The following is a 24,033-nucleotide window of genomic DNA, read 5'->3' as shown; positions in this document are numbered from 1 at the left end:
TAGTATTACGAAGATTTTTCATTTTTCGTAGCTTTAAATTCCAAAAAGCAGCAAGCATAATAGCTGCAAAGGAGCCAAAAATTGTTCCTAATAGCTTTGCATAAGGAGAGCTGCTTACATCGGCATTAATGAATAACATCATACAGAGCATGGCAGGGAAAAAGTATAAGTATTGTAATAACTTTAATTTTTTATCATTACTCATATATATAGCCCCTTTCTAGCATGTTATATGTTTATTATAACATATTTTACCAAGTTGTTTTTGCACTTGGAGACATGTTCATTTCATATGTGTAAATGCAGTTTTTTAATTCGATATTGTAAGTTTTGCCTACTTAATCCTAAAAATTTTGCAGCTTGTGAAATGTTGCCATGATTCTCTTTAAGAATTTGATTAATGTAGTTCTTTTCCATTTTTTCTATTGTGTGTTTTAAAGTTTTAGGTGCATCAGTATTGTGATTAGTTAGTGCATGCTGCATATTGAATTCTGTTTTTATTCGTTCACGAAAGCGAGTAGGCAGATGAAACGCTGTAATGATGGTTTCATCTTCTATCAAGTTCATGGAACCTTCAATTATATGTTCCAACTCCCGTACGTTTCCAGGCCAATCGTATGCATAGAAAAATTCTCTTACATTTACATCTACATCGGTTACGTTGAGCCCAAATTGAGTATTATATTTTTCAATAAAGTGCTGAACAAGAGCTAGAATATCTTCTTTTCTTTCACGTAAAGGCGGAAGACATAAAGTAACGACGCTTAATCGGTAATATAAGTCTTCTCTTAATCGATTATGTGCGATGGCTTCGAAAGGATCTTCATTGATAGTTGCTATAATACGAACATCAATTTCTTTTTCGTGTGTGCCTCCGATTCTTCGTATTGTTTTTTCTTGTATAGCTCGTAGTAACTTCGCTTGAAGTGCTGGACTTAATGAGTTGATTTCATCTAATAACAAAGTTCCTCCGTTCGCTTCTTCAAATAAACCAGCTTTATCGATAGCTCCTGTAAATGCACCTCGGTTTGTACCGAATAATAAGCTTTCCATGAGTGTATCAGGTATAGCGGCACAGTTCTGTGAAATAAAGGGTTTTGTTGAACGCTGACTTTCATTATGGATGCTTTGTGCAAATAGTTCTTTCCCAGTGCCTGTTTCTCCTACTAGAAGTATGGAGGAAGATGTACGAATTACTCTTTTTCCTTCAGCAATGATTGATTGAATAGCTTCAGAATCACCAATTATGTGATCAAAGGTAAATTTAGTACTTTGTTTTCGAGAAGGGCCCATTCTTATTGTTTGCTTTAAGTTACTAATTTCTTTTGATATTTCAATAGCGCCTTTAATTTTTCCATTTTCTATTATAGGAAAAGTATCGTTAATCGTTGTAATTTCTTGTCCTTTATTGTTAAAATACGTTTGTTTTATATTTTTCTTTGTTTTTCCAAATTTTAATGCCTCTATAAGAGTACTATTTTTATTTTCTTCAAATGCGAATACTTCTAAAGGACTTTTATATAGCACATCTGAGCGCTCCATTGATTCAATTTCCATCATTTTGCGGTTATAGATAATCGTCTTACTTTCCTCATTAATAATATGAATTCCGATGTCGAGTTCATTGAGTAAAGTTTCATATAGCATATTCATTTCAATGATCTGTTTTAAATTAATTTCTTCTGTACGCATAGATTATCTTCTCCTCATTCCACCCTATGAAGACTGACTTTTTATAATTTTATTAAAATTCTTATAAAATCGCAAAAATTTTTTGCTATTTTCCTTTTAAAATCTCTGAAATGATAGAAAAATTTTGCGGTTATGAAGTTTTTTTTTTTGAGAAACCTTCATTTTAAATAGGAATTGGAGATTGGTACGCATTTTGCATAAATAATAATTGATATATCTAAAGGAGGGATATGCAACGTTTCAGTACCAACTAATAAGAAGGAGGAGTGTATAAAGTGAAGACGGTTATAGAATGCGTGTATAGTCCTTGTTACGGGAAAGTAGAGAAGTTATTTGTTACAGAAAGTTCTTACGTATACGAGTGGGAGAAATTAGCATTAATTGAAACAATAGATAAACAGAAAGTAGAAATTAAGATAGGGATCAGTGGTTATATTGAATCATTAGAAGTAGTAGAAGGACAAGCTATTGCTGATCAAAAGTTATTAATAACAGTAAGGGATGACCTTTTAGTAACAGGCAGTGATTAATGTAAGTGATGTGTATTTTTGCTCTTTTAAATCATTATTTTTACGGTGAAGAATTTTAAAAACGCTTACATTAAATGGATTGGCAAAGTGAAAAGGGGGGGATTTATATGATGGATCAAAACCAAGGATTAAAAAGAGAATTGAAAAGCAGGCACATATTTATGATTGCACTCGGTGGAGTTATTGGTACAGGACTTTTTTTAGGATCAGGTTATACGATTCATGAAGCTGGACCTGGAGGAGCAATTGTAGCGTATCTTGTCGGTGGATTTGTAATGTATTTAACGATGCTCTGTCTTGGAGAGTTAGCAGTTGCGATGCCTGACGCAGGGTCTTATCAAACGTATGCGACAAAGCATATTTCTCCTGCAGCAGGTTATGTAGTGGGATGGATGTCGTGGTTAAACTGGTCTGCTACGATAGGTATTGAATTAATTGCAGTTAGTATTTTGATGAAACGTTGGTTTCCTGATGTACCGTCATGGATTTGGTGTGTAGTGTTCGCGGTACTGCTCTTTGCTATTAATGCGTTATCTTCAAGAAGTTTTGCGGAAGTGGAATTTTGGTTTGCAAGTATTAAAGTAATTACAATTATTGCATTTATTATTTTGGGCGGGGCAGCAATGTTTGGGTTTCTAGATATGAAAGGGAATGAACCAGCGCCAATGTTCTCTAGCTTTACTGATTATGGTGGATTGTTTCCAAATGGATTATCAGCCATTTTAATTACAATGATTGCAGTTAATTTTTCTTTCCAAGGAACAGAATTAGTTGGTATTGCAGCAGGTGAGAGTGAAAATCCAGAGAAAACGATCCCGAAGGCAATTAACAATACAGTTTGGCGTATACTTGTTTTCTTTGTACTATCTATTTTTATTCTTGCTGGACTATTCCCTTGGCAGCAAGCAGGAGTAATAGAAAGTCCATTCGTAGTTGTATTTGATAAAATTGGTATTCCTTATGCAGCAGATATTATAAATTTCGTTATTATTACAGCAGTACTATCCGTTGCGAATTCAGGATTATATGCAACTTCGCGTATGCTATGGTCTATGTCTAATCAAGGAATGATTAGTCCAATTTTTGGAAAGTTATCTAAAAACGGTGTTCCTATTTATGCATTAATCGTAAGCACAATTGTAGGTTGTCTCTCATTATTATCAGGTATTTATGCGGAAGATACAGTTTATTTATGGCTGCTTTCTATCGCTGGATTTGGAGCGATACTAGTTTGGGCATCTATTGCTCTATCTAACTTATTAGCTAGAAGGTCATACATAAAGCAGGGCGGGGATGTGAAGGACTTGAAATTTAAAACACCATTGTATCCATTTGTACCACTTCTTGCGTTAGTATTAAATTTAACAGTAATCGTTGGAATGGCCTTTATTCCAGAACAAAGAATGGCATTATATTGTGGTATTCCATTTACGATTGTTTGTTTACTGTTTTATCGTGCTACAAGAAATAAGGGAAGTAATGTAGAGCATATTGAAAAGACAAATACAACGGAAGTAGAGAGTTTATAATAGTGATTAATTAGGAGACTGTAAAATTGTAAACAGTCTCTTTTTTTGTGAAAATAAAGCTGGAAACATACTATGTATGCAAAGGGGAATTAGCGATGAATCCAGAAGTTTCGCAGTTATTAAAACAAATAGATTCAAGGAAAGAGGAATTGTTAGAACTTACAAAAACATTAATTCGTTTTGAAACACCAGCACCGCCAGCGAGAAATACAAATGAAGCGCAAGAATTTGTTGCAGAGTTTCTAAGAAAACGAAATTTTAGTATTGATAAATGGGATGTATATCCGAATGACCCAAACGTTGTTGGGGTTAAAAAAGGAATAAAAAGTGATTCATATAAAAGTCTTATCATTAATGGTCATATGGATGTAGCTGAAGTATCGGCAGATGAGGCGTGGGAAACAAATCCGTTTGAGCCATTTATAAAAGATGGTTGGTTAGTTGGACGTGGTGCAGCTGATATGAAAGGGGGACTAGCTGGAGCGCTATTTGCTATTCAGCTATTACAAGAAGCTGGTATTGAATTACCTGGAGATTTAATCTTTCAATCCGTAATTGGAGAAGAAGTTGGAGAAGCTGGTACACTTCAATGCTGCAAAAGAGGTTATGATGCTGATTTTGCAGTCGTAGTGGATACGAGTAATTTACATATGCAAGGACAGGGCGGCGTAATTACTGGCTGGATTACTGTGAAAAGCCCTCAAACGTTTCATGATGCAACGCGTAGGCAAATGATTCATGCTGGAGGACGTTTATTTGGAGCGAGTGCAATTGAAAAAATGATGAAAATTGTGCAAAGTTTACAAGAATTAGAGCGTCATTGGGCAGTTATGAAAACATATGAAGGCTATCCGTCTGGAACAACAACAATTAATCCAGCTGTTATTGAGGGTGGAAGACATGCAGCTTTTATTGCGGATGAGTGCCGGTTATGGATAACAGTGCACTTTTATCCGAATGAAACACATGAACAAATAATAAAAGAAATTGAAGAGTATATCGGTAAAGTAGCAGCTGCCGATCCATGGCTAAGTGAAAATCCACCACAATTTAAGTGGGGCGGAGAATCAATGATTGTGGATCGTGGCGAAATTTTCCCTTCTTTAGAAATAGATATTGAACATACAGCTGTAAAAACGCTTAGCTCAGTACATGAATCAATTCTTTCTAAAAACGCAATTTTAGATATGTCTGCAACGGTAACGGATGGTGGTTGGTTTAGTGAATTTCATATTCCGGCTGTTATTTACGGACCAGGCACATTAGAGGAAGCTCATTCAATAAATGAGAAAGTAGAAGTAGAGCAGTTAATTGAATTTACAAAAGTAATAACAGCATTTATATATGAATGGTGTCATATGAAAAAATAGATTAGTATGTTGAAATCGTACAGGTATGTATACTTGTACGATTTTTTAGTGAACTATTTCAGAGTTAAATAGAAACAACTGAAATAGTTCTTTATTTTTCTAGGTCTTTCGTTTTAGTTCCATTAATTTCTCTTTTGCTAATTCAACGGCGATCGCATCATCTAAATAGCCAATTGGAAAGAGATAGTCGGGAATAATATCTGTCGATAAAATGAAATACAGTAATGCGCTCCCAAGAACTGCACGTTCTTCTTTTGAAATGGTTTCATTGCAAAATTGTTGATACATATCTGTTAATTGTTCAATAAAAGGACCAGCACTATCAATTTGCTCTAATTTACTTGCGAAACTGTCATGAATACGTTTTTCGCCTTCTGTTGTCTGGGCATAGCGTTCGTAATTTTCGAGTTCTTGTTTTACGCGAGTTGTAGTGTAATCGAAATCGAATAAGTTAGAGGATTGCAGCGTTTGCTGAATGGTATCAAGAGATGTGTACATATCTGTTTTTTCTTTATTTATGTGAGGAGAATCAGGGTACATTTCATCAAATAACAATTGGGGTGGAACTTGAAGACATTCTGCAAATTTTTGTAGATGTTTTTGTTTTGGCGGTTGTTTGCCATTAATAATTCTTGAGACTGTTGCAGGATCAATATTTGTAAGTATTCCTAGTTGGCGCATAGATAAGGCGCGTTCTTTTAAAAGTTTTTTTATTAATTTGCCAAGCCGATCATTCGGGTTTTCATTAGCCATAGTGTAGGCACTCCTTTTTTAGTATTGAAAAAATATTGAGCATTTATTACAAGTATATGAAACAGACAGGCACAGTTGCTCAACATTTTCATAATATGCATTGAAAAGTGAGAAAAAGGGGTGACTATTTATGAGTACAGTAGGCTTATTTTCAATTTTTTTAATCGGGATCGCTTCTAATTTAGATAATGCAGGTGTTGGAATTGCATATGGCATTCGTAAAATTCGTATTTCGTGGTTTAACAATTTTATCATCGCATTCTTTGGATTTTTATTTACTTTACTAGCTGGATTTTTTGGAAACTGGATTGCGTTATTTATTTCAGAGTTTACAGCAAATCTGATTGGAGCAATCGTTTTAGGGGTAATCGGTGTGTTTATTTTGTGCCAGCCTTTCTTGGGTCAAAAAAATACTGCAGGTTCTAAAGATGGTAATGTACTTATGGGCATTTTACGTAATCCGGAAAAAGCAGATTTTGATGGTTCTAAAACAATTAGTTTCTCAGAAGCAATTGTTTTAGGAGTTGCGTTGTCTATTAATAATATTGCAGGTGGATTTGATGCAGGGGTAACAAATTTAAATCTTTGGCTTACAGCGACTATTTCTGGGGTGTTTAGTTTTATTTGTATTAGTGGTTTTGCGTATGTAGGAAAACGATTTTTAGCAGAATACTTAGGGAAATGGGCGACAGTTATCGCAGGACTATTATTAATTCTTATTGGGATCGATCAGTTGTTGTAAGGAGAGTAGAAAACAAGGTTCGAGTATTTCCTTGGAAATACAGCAAGAGATTGCATATATCGACGTACTTTTCTCCATACTAATACGGATTTCTTTTAAGAAAGGGGGATTTGTATGGGACGCGGGAAAGCATTTGATCATAAGAAAAAAGGGCATGATCATCAACCACCTAAAGGTGCGTTCATTCATAAAGATGTAAATGAACATACTTTGGAAGAGGAAGAGCTACCAGTAAATATTGAGGCGTATAAAAATAGTTTAAAAAAACATTAAAAGCACCTACATAGGTGCTTTTTTACCGTATATCTTCAATTAATTGTTCGGATTCTTCATGCATACTGTACTCACTTAATACTTGAATGCAAAGCCACTTTAATTCCTCAATCGTATGCTCAAGTTCTTCAGGAAGCACATGATAAATGTCTTCAAGTCCCATCCCGAAATGAATAAGTTCAAGTACTTGATCATCGATGTTCCGATCCATTAATAATTCAAGTACTTCTAAATTGAATATGTATCGGTGAGCTTCGTCGAGTGAAACAACTTTTAACTTCAAGCTTTCTACAATACTCAATATAAAAAGAAGGATTGTTTTTTCAAGAACAGGTTGTTTTCCCATTTGAAATATTAGTTTCATCTTTCACACCTCCACATATAGCGCTAGGTTGTACTATATTATTCAGGAGGGGGGAACAAATATGCATGATATAGAGAAACTTTCAGCACTGTTTTTGTAAGAGGATTGATAACTGACAAAAGTGAGGTTTTGGCGAAATAAAAAATCCTGCTGGTATAGCAGGATAACTCGCGATTAAAAAATGCTCCAACCTTCTTGAGCAGAAAGAAGTTCAAGAATTTTAAAACCGGCAATACTATTTCCGTTTGCATCTAAAGCTGGTCCGAAAATACCGATTCCCATGTCTCCTTTTACGCAGCCAAAAATACCACCGGCTACACCACTTTTTGCAGGAATACCAACACGAATTGCAAATTCACCAGATTCGTTATACATACCACATGTGACCATAAATGTTTTGCAAATTTTTGTAATATGCTTAGGGATAATTTGTTTTTTCTTATATGGATCATATCCATCCATTGCAAAAATTAAGCCGATACGTGCTAAATCGATGCAGTTTACTTCAACTGCGCATTGACGAGTATATAAATCCATAAGTTCTTCAATATCACAATCGATAATTCCGTTTTGTTTCATATAATAACAAAGTGAACGGTTTAGGTAAGCTGTCTCTAGTTCTGAATCGGCAACTTTAGAGGAATAATTAATAGTAGGATTATCTGTTATTTCACGTACAAAATGAAGAATACGTTCCATTTTTTCCTCGTTATCTTTTCCTGCTAACATGCTTGTAATAGCTAAAGCTCCTGCATTTATCATTGGATTAAGGGGTTTGGACGGACTTGTCGTTTCTAACTTAATAATAGAATTAAATGGGTCACCCGTTGGTTCCATTCCAACTTTAGAAAATACATATTCTTCACCACGGTCTAAAAGGGCAAGGGCAAGTGTAATTACTTTGGAAATACTTTGAAGAGTAAATAGTGTTTGTGAGTTGCCTGCATGGATATATTCTGTTTCTTTATGGAAAATGGCAATCCCTAAATCGTCTGGATTTGCATTTCCTAGTTCGGGGATATAAGTAGCAAGTTTTCCTTTTTTCGTATATGGTTTTACTTGTTCTAACAACTGTTGTAAGTTGTTTGTTTCAATGCACTGCATAGTACCAACGCTCCTATTTTGAATTAACTAAGTTTACTTTTCCCGATATGCTCGGAAATAAATAATAACATGAAAAAGTGGAATGATAAAACGAAAGTTCAATGTGCTATAATAGGTCTTTCGTTTCGAGTATTCTGTATTTTAAAAAGGAGAATTTTCCTTTTATATAACAGTTTGGAAATAGGAGATTTATCCATAAAAAGTTCAGAAATAAAAACTACACATCTATACAACTATATGTTATTATGGTTATGTAATAGAAAGCGTTTTCTAAAGCGTACTTATAATGATAACGATTTCATAAATTTGATTAGGGGGAATTAAAATGTTGCAGTTTTTACAACGTATTGGTAAAGCTTTAATGCTTCCGATCGCAGTACTACCAGCAGCAGGATTATTGCTTCGTTTAGGGCAACCAGATGTATTTGATATTCCTGTTATGGCACAGGCCGGCGCAGCAGTTTTTGATAACTTAGCACTTATTTTTGCAATTGGTATTGCAATCGGTCTTTCAGTGGATGGTAGTGGTGCAGCAGGTCTTGCAGGTGCAATTGGTTATCTTGTTATGAAAAATAGTATTGATGCGCTTAGCAAAGGGTATTCAACTGCTGAATTACAAGATAAATTGGGTAAAGTCCAAGATTTAATAGGTAATAGCGCAAATGTAGATCCATCTAAGCTTGCGGATACAATGACACAAGTATCTAAGGCTGCTGAATTATCGACTAAAGTAGATATGAAGGTTTTAGGTGGTATTATTGTCGGTGTTATAGCGGGACTTCTTTATAATAAATTCCATAAGATTAAACTTCCAGAATGGTTAGGTTTCTTTGCTGGAAAACGTTTCGTCCCAATTGTTACATCAGTTGTGATGCTGATATTAGGAATTCTATTTGCACAAATTTGGCCAACAATTCAAAATGGTATTGATGCATTAGCTCATGGAATTGTTAATTTAGGTGCAATTGGTTCAGGATTGTTTGGTTTATTAAACCGTTTATTAATCCCAATTGGTTTACACCACGTAATGAACACATACTTCTGGTTTGTATTTGGGGACTTTACAAATGCAGCAGGTAATGTTGTTAATGGTGATATTGCTCGTTTCCTTGCCGGAGATAAAACAGCGGGTATGTTTATGACTGGTTTCTTCCCAGTTATGATGTTCGGTTTACCAGCAGCATGTTTCGCGATGATTGCAGCTGCTAAACCAGAAAAGCGTAAAGCAGTTACTGGTATGTTAGCTGGTCTAGCATTAACTTCATTCTTAACTGGTATTACAGAGCCTATTGAATTCTCATTCATGTTCTTATCACCAGTATTATATGGTATTCATGCTGTACTAACAGGTCTTTCTTTATTTATTACAACATCACTTGGCATTCATGATGGTTTCTCATTTAGTGCCGGTGCAATCGATTACGCTTTAAACTTCGGTATTGCAACAAAACCAGTCTTACTAGCAGGTATCGGTTTAATTTACGCAGCAATTTATTTCATAGTATTCTACTTCTTAATTAAGAAGTTCGATTTAAAAACTCCTGGTCGTGAAGATGATGATGAGTTAGTTGAAGATGGTGATGCACCAGTTGCAGGTTCAATTGGTGAAACTTACGTAGCAGCTTTAGGTGGAAAAGAAAACTTAACTGTTATTGATAACTGTGCAACACGTCTACGCTTACAAGTAAAAGATGCTGGTCAAGTAAACGAAGCAGCGTTAAAACGTGCTGGTGCGAAAGGTGTTATGAAATTAAGTAACACGAGTGTCCAAGTTATCGTAGGTACAAATGTTGAATCTGTTGCCGATGATATGAAAAAACACGTATAACTAATACGATAAGAGGATATCCGAAAAGATTGATGACATCAATTTTTTAGAGGATATCCTCTTTTTTGTTAATAATTTAAAGGGAATCTTACTTTTGTAAATTTTCTTTTTCTTTTTTGTACATATAGGTTGGTAATATGTGCAGTGCGTGATAAAGTAGGGATGATATAGAATGGATTATCCATAATCTACTAAAATAATTCTTTAGTAGATGAATTAAATTATTGTTGAGTAAGGGGAAAAAAGCAATTATGGATCAGGAAAAAAATAATGCGAATAGGGAAGCACGTCGGCCGATTGTATACATAAAAAGAACAATTATTTTCGTCTTACTACTATCACTTGTATATTTCATGTATACAAAAATTGTTGCGCATAATAAGAAAGAAGAAACTTTAAAAGCGGCAGCAGAAATGAAGAAACAAGAAGAGCTAAAAAAGAAAGAAGAAGAAAAAAAGAAGCAAGAAGAACAAAAACAACAAAAACAAAAAGAGCAGGAAGAACAAGTGAAGCAAGCGCAAGCTGTGGAGAAGCTTACCGAGGGACCACCTCAAGAAATTAATGAAAACGCTCAATTGGACCAGTATTTACAAAACGCAGGATTTAGTGGTACGGCTGTTATTGTGAAGAATGGAAAAGTTCTTTTAAATAAAGGGTACGGCATGGCAAATAAAGAGCAGCAAGTACCAAATAATTCAGAGACAACTTTTTATATTGGCTCTATTTCAAAGGCGTTTGTGGCAACCGCTATTATGCAGTTGAAAGATCAAAATAAATTACAAGTAGAAGATACTGTTGCAAAGTATATTCCAGACTTTCCTCAAGGTAATAGTATTCAGCTAAAACATCTATTAACACATACATCAGGGATTCCCGAATATGAGCAGGGAAAAGAAGATATTTCTCATGAAGAACTGATAAAGCGGATAGGAAATCAAAAGCGTATTGGTGGTCCAGGAGAGAAGTGGAAGTATTCTGATTCGAATTACTCTATACTTGCATACATTGCCGAGAAGGTAAGTGGACAGTCGCTCGAAGAATATATTAAACAACATATTTTTGCTATTGCGGGTATGAAACATTCTGGTTTTGGCACAGCATTAGAACAAACAAGATTCCCATCAACGGGTTATAAAATAGTAAATAATAATATGACAACACCTAATATTCCGAGCATGTCACAACTATATGGTTGTGGTGATATATACACAAGTGCGCATGATTTATATTTATTTAACGAAGCACTATTCTCTGGTAAATTAATTTCAAAAGAGAGTTACGATCAAATGTTTACGGGTGGAAAAAAGGATTACGGGTTTGGATGGTACGTAGACCCAGGAAGCTATTCGAATCACGGTGTAATGCCAGGATGGAATTGCTTAAACGGATTTAGTAAAAATGGTAGTGTATATGTTGTTTTATTATCTAACATTCAAAATAACATTAAATCATTTGGTAAAGTGAATAACGACATTTATTCGATATTGCGGAATATTGAAGTGTAAGAAACTATCCTTTTGGATAGTTTTTTTTATGCCTTGAACCAAATATTTCTTTTAGAAAATGTATGTCTTACCTATCACAAAAATATCTATTTTGTATACATTAAGATGTATGGATGTGAAATTTTATAATCTAAAAATAATAGGAGGAGAAGTGTATGTGTCTGTTCAGAAAATATTGGCATAAATTATCGAGATTGTTTAATAGGCAATTAGATTATTTTTTAGATAATAAGTTATTACCTGCTGTGGAAAGACTTTTATTTTCACAAAACTTCGCGAGATTTATTCAAAGAAATTCTAAGCAAGCTACAGAGGAATTTATTGAATCAAGTAGATTTCAATCTATTATTTGTAACATTTTAAAAGAATGTAATACATCACCATTTAAAGAAATTGCAGAGCAGTATTTGGGTAAAAACGTAGAAATTACTGTGACAGTTGGACAGTTAACGGGTGTGATTGTAGCGGTTGGAGATGATTTCTTAACACTGCGAGAAGGAATAGGAACAGAAGTTTTATTACCATTTACAAGTATTATATCAATTAAAGAAGCGTAAGAAAGGAGAGTTATATATGTTATTTACTGATGAATTACGTAACCATGTTGGGGAACTAGTGCAAGTTGTGACAGCTGTAGAAATCATTGCAGGCGTTCTTTTATCTGTGACGGATGGGGCAGTAATTGTTCGTACTTCTCCTTCTTATGGACCACCAGAAGATGTAGTTGTACGTATTCCTATTATTGCTTATGTTCGCTTGGAAGGGTAAGAGTGATGCAAGTATGAGAGTGTCAGTTGTGATTCCAGTGCATAATGAAGCAAGTACTTTATCAAAAGTTTTAATAGAAGTAAGAAAGCTCGAACCATATGAAATTATCATAGTAGATAATGGATCGACAGATGGTACGAAAGAAATAGCATTACAGCATAATTGCCGTGTGATTTATTATAGATATTCCCTTGGTAATGATGTGGGACGGGCAATTGGTGCTAGAGAAGCAAAAGGTGAAATTGTTTTATTTTTAGATGGCGATATCGTCATGAAAAGTGAAGAATTATACAATTTTATTAAAGGAATACAGCAAGGACATGAGATTGTTTTAAATAATTTAACATGGTCCGTTTATTTGAAGATGAGACCGCATTATACGACGGTTGGAAAATATATGTTAAACCGTTATTTGAACAAAAAAGAGTTTGTTGTAGGATCTTTAATTGCGATACCACATGCGATAAGTCGTGAAGTGATTGAAAAACTAGGATGGTGGAATTTAGCGGATCCAGCACTATTTCAAGCGATGGCGATGTCTAGAGGAGTAGATATTTCTGATATGGCTTCAGTTGATGTCATTTACACAAATAAAGTTCGTCCTGTCCATACGGGCACATCACCTGGCTCTCCTTATCCGAAAGCGACTAGTCGTATTATGGGTGATCATTTGCGTGCTTTACAATACGTAATTGAAACATACGGTAATCGCGGTGATTTTTCAGAGGACAATAGAGATAGAGAGTTTGTAGGAAAGTATAAACCAGTTTTATTACAAAAGAAAAAAGCGAAATATAGTGCCATTATCCCGGTATCAGAAGAGAAAACAACTATAAGGTCTGTTATACAAGAAGTGAAAGAAGCAGGTGTAGATGAAATTATAGTTGTCGCGAATGGAGCAGATGTTGAGACTGTTAAACAGGCAAAGCTAGAGAATGTTATTGTTGTTGAATTTACGAAGGCGCTTGGACATAATGTAGCACGAGCAATAGGGGCCATGCATGCTACGGCAGATATTTGTTTATTCGTTGATAGTGATTTTGTTATTCCAGCAAAAAAACTCACTCCATTTTTACATGCTGTTGAAGATGGAAATGACGTGGTGCTAAATGATTTACAATGCTTATTAGATATGTTTCATCCAGCAGATCCAATTAGTATGGGAAAATACTTTTTGAATTTGGTAGCGAAAAGACCAGATTTATGGAATAACTCACTAACTGCTGTACCACATGCCATTCATAAGAAGGTAATAGAGAAAATAGGATATGATTCCCTTATCATTCCGCCATTAGCACAAGTGAAAGCTATTTTAGAAGGATTCTCTATTACAACAGTAGAGTTAGTAGATGTTATAAAAACAAATCGAGTACGTCCAGAGCAACACGAATTTGTAAATGGGCGTATTTCAGCGTTTGATCGTATTTTCGGTGATCAACTTGAAGCGGTTGCGTATTTATTACAATGTACGGACGAACGTGGTGGTTTTACAGATGGAGATAGAGATAGAGATGTAATTCAACAATTGAGAAGGGAAGAAGAGAATACAAATGAATAGTAGTAAAGTAGCTATTATTGGGCTAGGGTATGTTGGCCTTCCTTTAGCAGTCCATTTTGCAGAAAGAGGGCATACAGTACTTGGATTAGATAAAGATATTAGAAAAATAGACTCAATTATAAAAGGAGAAAGTTATATTCCGGATGTTTCTTCTAAAGAGTTACAAAGTTTATTGACGAAAAAAAAATTAACAGTAAATACACCGGATCAAGGCATTGCTGATTTTCAAAATAGTGATTATGTTATTGTCACTGTCCCGACTCCAATTAATGAACAAAGAGAACCAGACTTAAGTGCCCTCATTTCAGCTTCGCATTATATACAACAAAACCTTCAAAAAGGACAAACCTTCATTTTTGAAAGCTCCACATATCCAGGCACACTTGAAGAAGTCATCCTACCTATTATTTCTCAAAATGGTAAAAAGGTAGGGGAAGATTTCTATATCGGATATTCCCCTGAGAGAATTGATCCAGCAAATAGTCAATATTCAGTTCAAGCTATTCCAAAAGTTATTAGTGGACAAACAGAAAAGTGTAAACAAAAGGTACAGGATTTATATAGTACCATTTTTGACGAAGTTGTACCTGTTAGCTCTCCGAAAGTAGCAGAGATGTGCAAGCTATTTGAAAATATTCAGCGCTTAGTTAACATTTCTTTAGTAAATGAACTAAACACACTATGTGAAAGTTTAGGCATTGATTTTTATGAGGCCATTGAAGCGGCATCTACAAAACCATTTGGGTTTACTCCGTATTGGCCAGGGCCAGGGATAGGGGGACACTGTATTCCCGTAGACCCTTTATATTTTCAATGGAGAATAAAAAAGAATGGGGCAATTAGTCAATTAATTGAGGCTGCACATATAATTAATGAAGAAATGCCAGAGAAAATGGTCCGGAAAGTAAAAAGTGTGGTGCAATTACCTGCAACGGTGTTAATTGTAGGGATTGCGTATAAAAAAGATGTAAATGATTTGAGAGAATCACCAGCGTTACCGATTATTCAATTATTAAGAAATCAAGGATACGAGATAGAATATCATGATCCTTATATTTCTTCCGCGGAAATTGGAGATAAGGTGTACCAATCTGTTTCTTTAGATGAAGAAAAAGTTAAAAAAGCGGATTGTATTTTAATTTTAACGGATCATTCTAATATTGATTGGAAGCTTTTTAAAGGAATGGACCGAGTAATAGATACACGCGGGATTGTAAAGAAGGTGAGTAAATGAGTAAGAAATGTTTAATTACAGGTGGGGCCGGATTTATCGGGTCGCATTTAGCTGAAGAGTTGATGAGAAGAGGTTATGAGGTCACTGTTGTGGATAACTTTTATAAAGGTAAAAATAAGTACCATAAAGAGTTAATGAAAGAAATGCGTGTTATTCCAATAAGTGTTTTAGATAAAAATTCTATTTATGAATTAGTAGATCAGCATGATGTGGTGTTTCATTTAGCAGCAATTTTAGGTGTGAAAACAACAATGGAAAAAAGTATAGAGCTCATAGAAACGAATTTTGATGGGACGAGAAATGTTTTACAAGCAGCGTTAAAAGGAAAGAAGAAAGTAGTTTTTGCTTCTACTTCAGAAGTATATGGTAAGGCCAAGCCGCCTTTCTCTGAAGAGGGAGATCGATTGTACGGGGCAACTTCTAAAATTCGTTGGAGTTATGCAGTTTGTAAAACGTTGGAAGAGACATTATGTTTAGGGTACGCATTAGAAGGTTTACCGGTAACGATTGTTCGATACTTTAATATTTATGGTCCAAGAGCGAAAGATGGTCCATATGCAGGAGTAATCCCGCGATTTATCCGCGCGGCACTGCAAGGAGAAGACATTCTCGTATATGGAGATGGAAAGCAGACACGTTGTTTTACGTATGTAAGTGATGCGGTAGAGGCAACGATTCGGGCAATGGATGAGAAGGTAAATGGTGAGATTATTAATATAGGTTCTGAGAATGAAAAGAGCATAAAAGAAGTAGCAGAAGTAATTAAAAAATTAACGAATTCTTCTTCGAAGATTGTACAAGTGCCTTTTGAAGAAGTATATCCTCATGGTTTTGAAGAAATTCCAAATAGAAGACCAGATGTAACAAAATTAAAAGAGCTTGTTCAATTTCAGGCGAAAGTAACGTGGGAAAACGGATTGAAGGAAACAATTAAGTGGTTTCGTGAACAAAACAATGGCTAAGTCATTATCTGTTATTATTCCTGCATGTAATGAGGTCGATACGATTTCAGACGTTATTCAATCGGTAAGACCATTAAATCCAGTAGAAATCATTGTAGTAGCAAACGGTTGTAATGATGGAACAGAAGATGTTGCAGATCGTTTAGGGTGTAAAGTAATCAAGCATACAGAGCTACTAGGGAACGATGTTGGACGTGCAGTCGGCGCAAAACATGCGATAGGTGATGTATTACTATTTATAGATGGTGATTTTGCTATTCCAACTTCAAAATTAAAATTATTCCTTAATCCGATTTTATACGATCACGCAGATGTAGTTTTAAATAATTTGGATGCATTATTTTTAAAAAGGCAAAAAACCACTTCTATTACAGTATGGCGCCAAATATTAAATGCAATGTTAGAGTGTGAAGAATTAAAAATGAATTCTTTATTAGATGTACCTCATGCGCTGACGAAAGAAGTCGTTCAAAGCATCGGATATGAATGTTTTGTTAATCCTATTGTGGCTCATTTACGCCTAGTTCAAAGTAAATGGAGAATTAGTCGTCATTGTGCCATTGACGTTATTACGCCGAATAAATTTCGTCCATTCCAGCATGCTGCATATGGGCCAAATCTTTCCCAATCTGAAAAAAGAATGATAGGTGATCATATAGAAGCAGTAGCAGAACGGATATTAAGCAGTGATGAGCGCGGAGGATATTATGATGGAAATAGGAAAAGGGATAGTGTCTATCATACTTTAAGTTTTGAAGAGTTTTATCAAGGGTGGGGCGCCACATCTGATTTGTATAAAGGAAAGCAACTATCGGTTGTTATTCCCGTACAAGATGAAGAGAAAACAATTGGAAAGGTTATAGAAGAACTTCGCAAAATTGAACCCTTCGAAATTATCGTTGTCGTAAATGGTTCGTCAGATAAAACGAAAAAAATTGCAAAAGACAAAGGGGCAACGACAATTGTATATAAAGAAGCGCTCGGAAATGATGTGGGGCGCTCACTTGGAACGTATTTTGCAAAAGGAGAAATTGTGTTATTTATAGATGGCGATTTTGTTATTCCAGCGAGTGAGCTATATCCTTTTGCGAAAGCTATTGCAGATGGAACAGATGTTGCATTAAATGATCTAAATCATTATTTAGATTTAAGAGTACCGCTTCATCTTGTAACTGCATTTAAATATGCATTAAATTTAGCTTGTGATAGAAAAGATCTAGGCGTAGGCTCTCTTATCGCTGTACCGAATGCGTTTAGCCGTAAGTGTTTGAAAGAAATTGGGTATAGATCTTTACTGGCGCCGTGTGTAGCCCAAGTGAAAGCTATTCTTTCAGGATTTGAAGTTGCATGTGTAAGTCGTGTTGAGGTCGATAAGATGAACCGTATTCGTCCCAGTGAACATTTTGCTAAAATAGGTCATCCACCAGCTGTACTTCGAATTATAGGTGATCATATAGAAGGACTAGATCAAATAATTGCATTAACAGACAATCGTGGCGGATTCTATGATGGCAATAGAAAAAGAGATGTTTTATAGAAGTAACAAAAAAAGTGTACAACATGTGTACACTTTTTTGTTCTGTTATAAAAACTATAACAGATTAGGAGATAAGAGTATTACAGCTCTACAATGGGTATTGTTCTTGTATTACAAAATAGGACTCGTATATAAGGATACCAAAAAAATACAATTAAGGAAAGGGTTAATTTTAAAGACTTTTAAATGAAGTTAACACTATATATATAGTAGTTTGCTCAATGTTTCACAAACATGTCACAACTATTTCGTTCACTTTCGTAAAAAAGTAGTATTCTAAGTGTGTAAGCTGTTATATAAAAAATCTTAGTCCTGTACTAATCAAAAATGGAGGAGATTAGGATGACTCAAGTATTAGAAAATGTTAAAAACGCATGGGAAAACTTTAAAGGTGAAAAATGGAAAGCAGAGATTGATGTTCGCGATTTCATTTTAAATAATGTAAACGTTTTCGAAGGGGACGAATCTTTCTTAGCAGAAGCAACTGAAGCAACGAAACAACTTTGGGATCAAGTAATGGATTTAACAACGAAAGAACGTGAAAACGGTGGCGTTCTTGATATGGATACAAAAATTGTTTCTTCTATTACATCACATGACCCTGGATACTTAAATAAAGATATTGAAAAAGTAGTCGGTTTCCAAACTGATAAACCATTTAAACGTTCTTTACAACCATATGGTGGTATTCGTATGGCAGAACAAGCTTGTGAATCTTATGGATACGAAATGGATAAAGAACTTAGTCGTATTTTTAGAGATTGGAGAAAGACTCATAACCAAGGTGTATTTGATGCTTATACACCAGAAATGAGAGCTGCTCGTAAGTCAGGTGTTATTACTGGTCTTCCAGATGCATACGGACGTGGACGTATTATCGGTGACTACCGCCGCGTAGCATTATATGGAGTGGATCATTTAATTGAAGCGAAAAAAGCAGATTTAAATTTAACTGGCGGTGTAATGAGCGAAGATACAATGCGTTTACGCGAAGAGTTATCTGAGCAAATGCGTGCACTTCAAGAGTTAAAAGAAATGGCTGCTTCTCATGGATTCGATATTTCTAAGCCAGCAACAAATGCGCAAGAAGCATTCCAATGGTTATACTTCGCGTATCTTGCAGCGATTAAAGAACAAAACGGAGCTGCAATGAGTCTTGGACGTACTTCTACATTCTTAGATATTTACATTGAAAGAGATTTAGCAAATGGTACTTTAACAGAAGAAGAAGTACAAGAAATTGTCGATCACTTCATTATGAAATTACGTCTTGTGAAATTCGCAAGAACACCTGATTATAATGAATTATTCTCTGGTGACCCAACTTGGGTAACTGAATCTATCGGTGGTATGGCATTAGATGGTCGTCCATTAGTAACAAAGAACTCATTCCGTTTCTTGCATACATTAGATAATTTAGGACCAGCTCCAGAACCAAACTTAACTGTTCTTTGGTCTAAACAATTACCAGAGAACTTTAAAAACTACTGTGCGAAAATGTCTATTAAAACATCAGCAATTCAATATGAGAATGATGACATTATGCGTCCTGAATACGGCGATGATTACGGTATTGCATGTTGCGTATCTGCAATGAGAATCGGTAAACAAATGCAGTTCTTCGGAGCTCGTGCAAACTTAGCCAAAGCATTATTATATGCGATTAACGGTGGTAAAGATGAAAAGTCAAAAGCACAAGTTGGTCCTGAGTACGCACCAATTACTTCTGAAGTATTAAATTATGAAGAAGTTATGCATAAGTTTGATATGACAATGGAATGGTTAGCGGCTCTATATTTAAACACATTAAATGTTATCCATTACATGCATGATAAATATAGCTATGAACGTATTGAAATGGCACTTCATGATACAAACGTTCTTCGTACAATGGCAACAGGTATCGCTGGTCTATCTGTAGTAGCAGATTCATTAAGTGCAATTAAATACGCAAAAGTAAAACCAATTCGTGATGAAAATGGTATTGCAGTTGACTTCGAGATTGAAGGAGATTTCCCTAAATACGGTAACAATGATGATCGTGTAGATGAGATTGCTGTAAATCTTGTAAAAACATTTATGAATAAACTTCGTAAACATAAAACATACAGAAATTCTGTTCATACAATGTCAATCTTAACAATCACATCTAACGTTGTATACGGTAAGAAAACTGGTAATACTCCAGATGGCCGCCGTACTGGAGAACCATTTGCACCAGGTGCGAACCCAATGCATGGACGTGATACAAAAGGTGCATTAGCTTCATTATTATCTGTGGCTAAATTACCATATGAAGATGCACAAGATGGTATTTCTAATACGTTCTCTATTATTCCGAAAGCACTTGGTAAAGAAGATGATGTACAAGTACGTAACTTAGTATCAATGCTTGATGGTTATGCAGTAAAAGAAGGGCACCACTTAAATATTAACGTATTTAACCGTGAAACATTAATGGATGCAATGGAACATCCTGAGAAATATCCACAATTAACAATTCGCGTATCTGGTTACGCTGTAAACTTTATTAAATTAACTCGTGAACAACAAATTGATGTAATTAACCGTACAATGCATGAAAGCATGTAAATGAAAAAAGTGTCCCTTCGCTCTTAATATAGCGAAGGGAGGCTGTTTCAATAAAGGAGGAAGTAACATGGTAAAAGGAAGAATACATTCTGTAGAGTCTTGTGGTACTGTTGATGGCCCAGGGATTCGTTATGTCATATTTACACAAGGGTGTTTATTACGTTGTCAATATTGTCATAATGCTGATACGTGGGAAATCGGTAAAGGTAAAGAAATAACAGTTGAAGAAGTGATGCAGGATGTGACATGTTACCTTCCATTTATTGAAGCTTCCGGAGGCGGTATAACAGTTAGCGGTGGAGAGCCATTATTACAGCTAGACTTTTTAATTGAGTTGTTTAAAAAGTGTAAAGAGGCTGGTATCCATACAACAATCGACTCTTCTGGTGGTTGTTATTCTGAGGAACCAGAATTCCAAAATAAGCTAGATATTTTAATGGATTATACAGATTTAGTTTTATTGGATCTGAAACATATCGATTCCAAAAAGCATCGTAAATTAACAGGGAAACCAAATGAACATATTTTACAATTTGCTCGTTATTTATCGGATAAGAATAAACCGATTTGGGTACGACACGTATTAGTTCCTGGTGTTACGGATAATGAAGAGGATCTACAAAAACTATCTAGCTTTATTCAAAGTCTGTCTAATGTTCAAAAAGTTGAAGTGTTACCATATCATAAGCTTGGTGTATATAAATGGGAGGCGCTTGGACACAAGTATCCACTCGCAAATGTAGAACCACCTACTGAGAAAAATGTAGAACATGCTAAATATATTTTACAAGCGGTCTAATCCAAATATTGGATTAGGCTTTTTGCTTTCTTTACAATAAAATCTAGAGTATATATTGATAAAAGAGTATACTGAAAATAGAATATCCATAATTTTGTACGGAATAAATGGAGAAATTTACATAATTGTAAAGGGAAATCAAAATAGTAAAAAGAATTAAGAAGTAAAAGAGTGAGTATCATGGAATAGAGAACATTTGTAAGTTATTGCGAAAGCTCTTATAGGAAAGTATAATGTAAAGATATGAGCACAGATAGGATTAAGGGGTCAATCTTATATGCTTTGCATATCCACGACAGGTACATAGCTGAAAGGGAATTATTAGAATCTGTTTATGTAATTTTTAAGGAAAATGTTTTTCCTATTGTCGTATATGCAATATGGAGAAACAAAAAGCTAGGAGTGGATTTGTTTGATAAAAAACCCCAAGGTTTTAATATTAACTGCACATTACGGTAATGGTCATGTGCAAGTAGCAAAAACATTAGAACAAACATTTCGCCAAAAAGGAATTGAAGATGTTATTGTATGCGACTTGTTTGGAGAATCACATCCATTTATAACTGACATTACAAAATATCTATATTTAAAAAGTTATACAATAGGAAAAGAATTATATCGTTTGTTTTATTACGGGGTAGAAAAAATTTATGATAAGAAAATAGCATCTTGGTATGCGAACTTTGGAAGGAAACGTTTGAAAACACTTTTACAGGTGGAGAAACCAGATATTGTAATTAATACATTTCCAATTATCGCTGTACCAGAATTAAAGAAACAAACAGGTATTTCAATTCCTGTCTATAACGTATTAACGGATTTTTGCGTGCACAAAATATGGATTCATCGAGAAGTAGATCGTTATTTTGTTGCAACGGATCATGTGAAAGAATTGATGGTTGATATCGGTGTACCTGCGGAACAAATTGTTGAAACAGGAATTCCAATTCGGAGTAGTTTTGAGTTAAAGGTAAATCCAGAAATCATATATACTAAATATCAGTTATGTAAGAATAAAAAGATTTTACTAATTGTAGCAGGTGCTCATGGGGTATTAGGAAATGTAAAAGAACTATGCCAATCATTTATGTCAGTGCCTAATTTACAAGTAGTTGTCGTTTGTGGGAAAAATGAAGCTTTAAAACAGGATTTATTAAGTTTACAGAAGCAAAATTCCGATGCATTAAAAGTGTTTGGGTATGTTGAAAATATTGATGAATTATTCCGTGTTACTTCTTGTATGATTACGAAGCCAGGCGGAATAACATTAAGTGAAGCAGCAGCGTTGCAAGTACCTGTCATTTTATATAAGCCTGTTCCAGGACAAGAAAATGAAAATGCGATGTACTTTGAAAGAAAGGGAGCAGCAGTTGTCATTCGCGATGATAGTGAGGTTTTTGCAAAAACAGAGGCATTATTACAAGATGATGTGAAGCTTCTTCAAATGAAAGAAGCAATGAAAAGCATCTATCTTCCAGAGCCAGCTGGCCATATTGTAGATGCAATTTTGGCGGAAAATCATGCAGAACCGCGTCATATACCTATTAAATCACCTGCTCTTGCACAATCTTTTACTTAATATGAAACCCTCTTTGTATATGTAAAGAGGGTTCTTTATTATTTTTAAAGAAAATTTAGTGAGTTATCCACAAAAGGATTGCGCTTTCATTAAACAGTAAAGTCGGAATATTAACAACTATATCCACATTGTCCACAATTTTTAGAAAAATATCCACAATTAAAACAGCTGATATATGCTTTAATATAGAAAAATATTAAATGTTTTTGAAAATTACTAACAATTTCATCGGTTTTGTGGATAAAGTTGTCCACAGCAAAAAAGTCCCTTATGTATAAGGGGCTTTTTTGCTTACTTCTATCAGTCGAGAAAATTATGTAATGAAAATGAATAATTAGGGGGGAAACTTCTAATTATTCATTTTCACTTTAAATGCTTTTCGAGCGATATCCTGCTGCACGATCTGCTTTTTGAAATTCGCGTTGATAGAGAACTTCTTGTGTACTAGATAATGTGTTTTTTGCTTTATCACGTTTCTTTTTATCCATTACAAATCACCTCGTGTCTTAAAGTTACTATTTATCGTTTCCAAAGACATGAGGGGATATACGCATATGGAAAATGTTAACGATTGATTATCATTTCAGAAAATTTAGATTACGCTTCTTTTAATTGATGAGCATCTTGGAAGGTTGTATCTCGCATTGTAGCAAGTGTGTATTGATCTTTTGGAATTTCATATAAGTTATACACTTCTTCGTTTGCGTTAATTTCATCATATACGGCTTTTCTTGTTTCGTTTGCTAGATTCACATATTGCAGTTTTTCTGCAGCTTTAATAGAACGAATATTTATTTTACGAATACGCATGAAAATTGTTTCAATATCTAATTCATAGAAAAGTTCACTAAAAAATGAATCTTTTGCCAATTTGTTATAGCCTTTTCCATGATATGGTTTGCCAAGCCATGTCCCGAGAAATCCAGCTTTTTCTTGCACATCAAATAAAGTGATTGTTCCGATAGGGTTACCCCATTCATCTAAAATTGTGCGTGAAATTAATTCACCACGCTCTTCAGCTTCAATCGTTTGTTTCGTTAAGAATAAATATTCTTCATAAGAATAAGCCTTTTGACGCACAAAAGGGAAGACAGCTGGATCCACCATTAACTCGTATAGAACGTGGCTGTCGTGTAAGTCGCGTTTTTTCAACATACTAACTCCTCCTCACACGAGGGTAGCATGACGAAAAAACACCCCACCCTCGAAATTTTTATATCAATCTTTAAAAAATTTCGGGGTGGGAATCGAACCCACTAGAACCAGTTTCTAACGCTGGTGGCGCACCATTTGCCTTCCCCATTCATCAATTTG

At 34.9% G+C, this 24,033-nt stretch carries 23 protein-coding genes and 2 pseudogenes; 18 read left to right on the top strand and 7 right to left on the bottom strand.

The window, feature by feature from the left end; all coding sequences use genetic code 11:
- Window positions 1–16: 16 nt before the first annotated feature.
- Together MKY38_RS19875 and MKY38_RS19870 are read right to left on the bottom strand one after the other, a co-directional pair.
- A pseudogene (locus tag MKY38_RS19875) lies at window positions 17–205 on the bottom strand (hypothetical protein); the annotation flags it as partial.
- Window positions 206–288: 83 nt separating this feature from the next.
- Entirely contained in the window at window positions 289–1,692 is a 1,404-nt protein-coding gene (locus tag MKY38_RS19870; protein ID WP_114555809.1) for a sigma-54 interaction domain-containing protein, read from the bottom strand.
- 275 nt (window positions 1,693–1,967) lie between these two features.
- On the opposite strand from MKY38_RS19870, the gene MKY38_RS19865 reads away from it, so the two are divergent.
- The 3 genes from MKY38_RS19865 to MKY38_RS19855 all read left to right on the top strand — a co-directional run bounded on the left by MKY38_RS19865 (window position 1,968) and on the right by MKY38_RS19855 (window position 5,121).
- Window positions 1,968–2,222, top strand: a complete 255-nt coding sequence (locus MKY38_RS19865) for a biotin/lipoyl-containing protein (protein WP_000859480.1) — start codon at window positions 1,968–1,970, stop codon at window positions 2,220–2,222.
- A gap of 107 nt (window positions 2,223–2,329) precedes the next feature.
- Window positions 2,330–3,751, top strand: coding sequence for an amino acid permease (locus MKY38_RS19860; protein WP_114555808.1), 1,422 nt, complete (start codon window positions 2,330–2,332; stop codon window positions 3,749–3,751).
- 95 nt (window positions 3,752–3,846) lie between these two features.
- Window positions 3,847–5,121 carry an acetylornithine deacetylase gene (locus MKY38_RS19855; protein WP_194138344.1) on the top strand — a complete coding sequence of 425 codons (1,275 nt, stop codon included), beginning with the start codon at window positions 3,847–3,849 and terminating at the stop codon, window positions 5,119–5,121.
- 99 nt (window positions 5,122–5,220) lie between these two features.
- Here MKY38_RS19855 and MKY38_RS19850 read toward each other — a convergent pair whose 3' ends face one another.
- Window positions 5,221–5,874 carry a DUF1232 domain-containing protein gene (locus MKY38_RS19850; protein ID WP_114555806.1) on the bottom strand — a complete coding sequence of 218 codons (654 nt, stop codon included), beginning with the start codon at window positions 5,872–5,874 and terminating at the stop codon, window positions 5,221–5,223.
- Between the two features lie 130 nt (window positions 5,875–6,004).
- Between MKY38_RS19850 and ytaF the strand changes: the two genes are divergently transcribed.
- Window positions 6,005–6,616 (top strand): sporulation membrane protein YtaF, encoded by a 612-nt coding sequence (gene ytaF, locus MKY38_RS19845; RefSeq protein ID WP_000108731.1) that lies wholly within the window; start codon window positions 6,005–6,007, stop codon window positions 6,614–6,616.
- A gap of 114 nt (window positions 6,617–6,730) precedes the next feature.
- The gene (locus tag MKY38_RS19840; protein WP_000532409.1) at window positions 6,731–6,889 is read left to right on the top strand and encodes a hypothetical protein; all 159 of its coding nucleotides are present in this window, start codon (window positions 6,731–6,733) and stop codon (window positions 6,887–6,889) included.
- Between the two features lie 22 nt (window positions 6,890–6,911).
- On the opposite strand, the gene MKY38_RS19835 is transcribed toward MKY38_RS19840, so the two are convergent.
- Both MKY38_RS19835 and glsA read right to left on the bottom strand, forming a co-directional pair.
- Window positions 6,912–7,253: a DUF3969 family protein gene (locus MKY38_RS19835; RefSeq protein ID WP_000766604.1), complete on the bottom strand. Its 342-nt coding sequence runs from the start codon at window positions 7,251–7,253 to the stop codon at window positions 6,912–6,914.
- Window positions 7,254–7,427: 174 nt separating this feature from the next.
- Complete coding sequence (gene glsA / locus MKY38_RS19830; protein WP_001149850.1) at window positions 7,428–8,357, bottom strand: glutaminase A; 930 nt, start codon at window positions 8,355–8,357, stop codon at window positions 7,428–7,430.
- A 69-nt stretch (window positions 8,358–8,426) separates the two neighbouring features.
- On the opposite strand from glsA, the pseudogene MKY38_RS19825 reads away from it, so the two are divergent.
- From MKY38_RS19825 to MKY38_RS19765, 13 genes and pseudogenes are all read left to right on the top strand, one after another.
- A pseudogene (locus tag MKY38_RS19825) lies at window positions 8,427–8,541 on the top strand (transcriptional regulator).
- Window positions 8,542–8,682: 141 nt separating this feature from the next.
- Complete coding sequence (gene nagE, locus MKY38_RS19820) at window positions 8,683–10,185, top strand: N-acetylglucosamine-specific PTS transporter subunit IIBC (protein WP_000938892.1); 1,503 nt, start codon at window positions 8,683–8,685, stop codon at window positions 10,183–10,185.
- 251 nt (window positions 10,186–10,436) lie between these two features.
- Window positions 10,437–11,690 carry a serine hydrolase domain-containing protein gene (locus MKY38_RS19815; protein ID WP_000371847.1) on the top strand — a complete coding sequence of 418 codons (1,254 nt, stop codon included), beginning with the start codon at window positions 10,437–10,439 and terminating at the stop codon, window positions 11,688–11,690.
- Window positions 11,691–11,845: 155 nt separating this feature from the next.
- The gene (locus tag MKY38_RS19810) at window positions 11,846–12,247 is read left to right on the top strand and encodes a hypothetical protein (protein ID WP_000335529.1); all 402 of its coding nucleotides are present in this window, start codon (window positions 11,846–11,848) and stop codon (window positions 12,245–12,247) included.
- 16 nt (window positions 12,248–12,263) lie between these two features.
- Entirely contained in the window at window positions 12,264–12,458 is a 195-nt protein-coding gene (locus MKY38_RS19805) for a hypothetical protein (RefSeq protein WP_000899469.1), read from the top strand.
- A gap of 13 nt (window positions 12,459–12,471) precedes the next feature.
- Window positions 12,472–14,016 carry a glycosyltransferase gene (locus MKY38_RS19800; RefSeq protein ID WP_114555805.1) on the top strand — a complete coding sequence of 515 codons (1,545 nt, stop codon included), beginning with the start codon at window positions 12,472–12,474 and terminating at the stop codon, window positions 14,014–14,016.
- Entirely contained in the window at window positions 14,009–15,250 is a 1,242-nt protein-coding gene (locus MKY38_RS19795; protein WP_001088925.1) for a nucleotide sugar dehydrogenase, read from the top strand. Before MKY38_RS19800 ends, MKY38_RS19795 begins: the two co-directional genes overlap by 8 nt.
- Window positions 15,247–16,212 carry an NAD-dependent epimerase/dehydratase family protein gene (locus tag MKY38_RS19790; RefSeq protein WP_065224823.1) on the top strand — a complete coding sequence of 322 codons (966 nt, stop codon included), beginning with the start codon at window positions 15,247–15,249 and terminating at the stop codon, window positions 16,210–16,212. Before MKY38_RS19795 ends, MKY38_RS19790 begins: the two co-directional genes overlap by 4 nt.
- Complete coding sequence (locus tag MKY38_RS19785; RefSeq protein ID WP_114555830.1) at window positions 16,205–17,749, top strand: glycosyltransferase family 2 protein; 1,545 nt, start codon at window positions 16,205–16,207, stop codon at window positions 17,747–17,749. Before MKY38_RS19790 ends, MKY38_RS19785 begins: the two co-directional genes overlap by 8 nt.
- Complete coding sequence (locus tag MKY38_RS19780) at window positions 17,718–17,939, top strand: hypothetical protein (protein ID WP_002094217.1); 222 nt, start codon at window positions 17,718–17,720, stop codon at window positions 17,937–17,939. Before MKY38_RS19785 ends, MKY38_RS19780 begins: the two co-directional genes overlap by 32 nt.
- A 152-nt stretch (window positions 17,940–18,091) precedes the next feature.
- Complete coding sequence (gene pflB, locus MKY38_RS19775; RefSeq protein WP_137072554.1) at window positions 18,092–20,341, top strand: formate C-acetyltransferase; 2,250 nt, start codon at window positions 18,092–18,094, stop codon at window positions 20,339–20,341.
- 67 nt (window positions 20,342–20,408) lie between these two features.
- Window positions 20,409–21,140 carry a pyruvate formate-lyase-activating protein gene (gene pflA, locus MKY38_RS19770; RefSeq protein WP_000238467.1) on the top strand — a complete coding sequence of 244 codons (732 nt, stop codon included), beginning with the start codon at window positions 20,409–20,411 and terminating at the stop codon, window positions 21,138–21,140.
- 412 nt (window positions 21,141–21,552) lie between these two features.
- Complete coding sequence (locus tag MKY38_RS19765) at window positions 21,553–22,719, top strand: diglucosyl diacylglycerol synthase (RefSeq protein ID WP_000594691.1); 1,167 nt, start codon at window positions 21,553–21,555, stop codon at window positions 22,717–22,719.
- Window positions 22,720–23,087: 368 nt separating this feature from the next.
- Here the strand turns inward: MKY38_RS19765 and MKY38_RS19760 are convergent, their stop codons facing one another.
- Complete coding sequence (locus tag MKY38_RS19760) at window positions 23,088–23,207, bottom strand: YfhE family protein (RefSeq protein ID WP_000358482.1); 120 nt, start codon at window positions 23,205–23,207, stop codon at window positions 23,088–23,090.
- 109 nt (window positions 23,208–23,316) lie between these two features.
- The gene (locus tag MKY38_RS19755) at window positions 23,317–23,874 is read right to left on the bottom strand and encodes a GNAT family N-acetyltransferase (RefSeq protein WP_000914737.1); all 558 of its coding nucleotides are present in this window, start codon (window positions 23,872–23,874) and stop codon (window positions 23,317–23,319) included.
- Between the last annotated feature and the right edge of the window lie 159 nt (window positions 23,875–24,033).

Source organism: Bacillus sp. FSL R5-0585 (assembly GCF_038004545.1).
Taxonomy (GTDB): domain Bacteria; phylum Bacillota; class Bacilli; order Bacillales; family Bacillaceae_G; genus Bacillus_A; species Bacillus_A cereus.
This window is presented reverse-complemented; position numbering and strand designations above follow the sequence as displayed.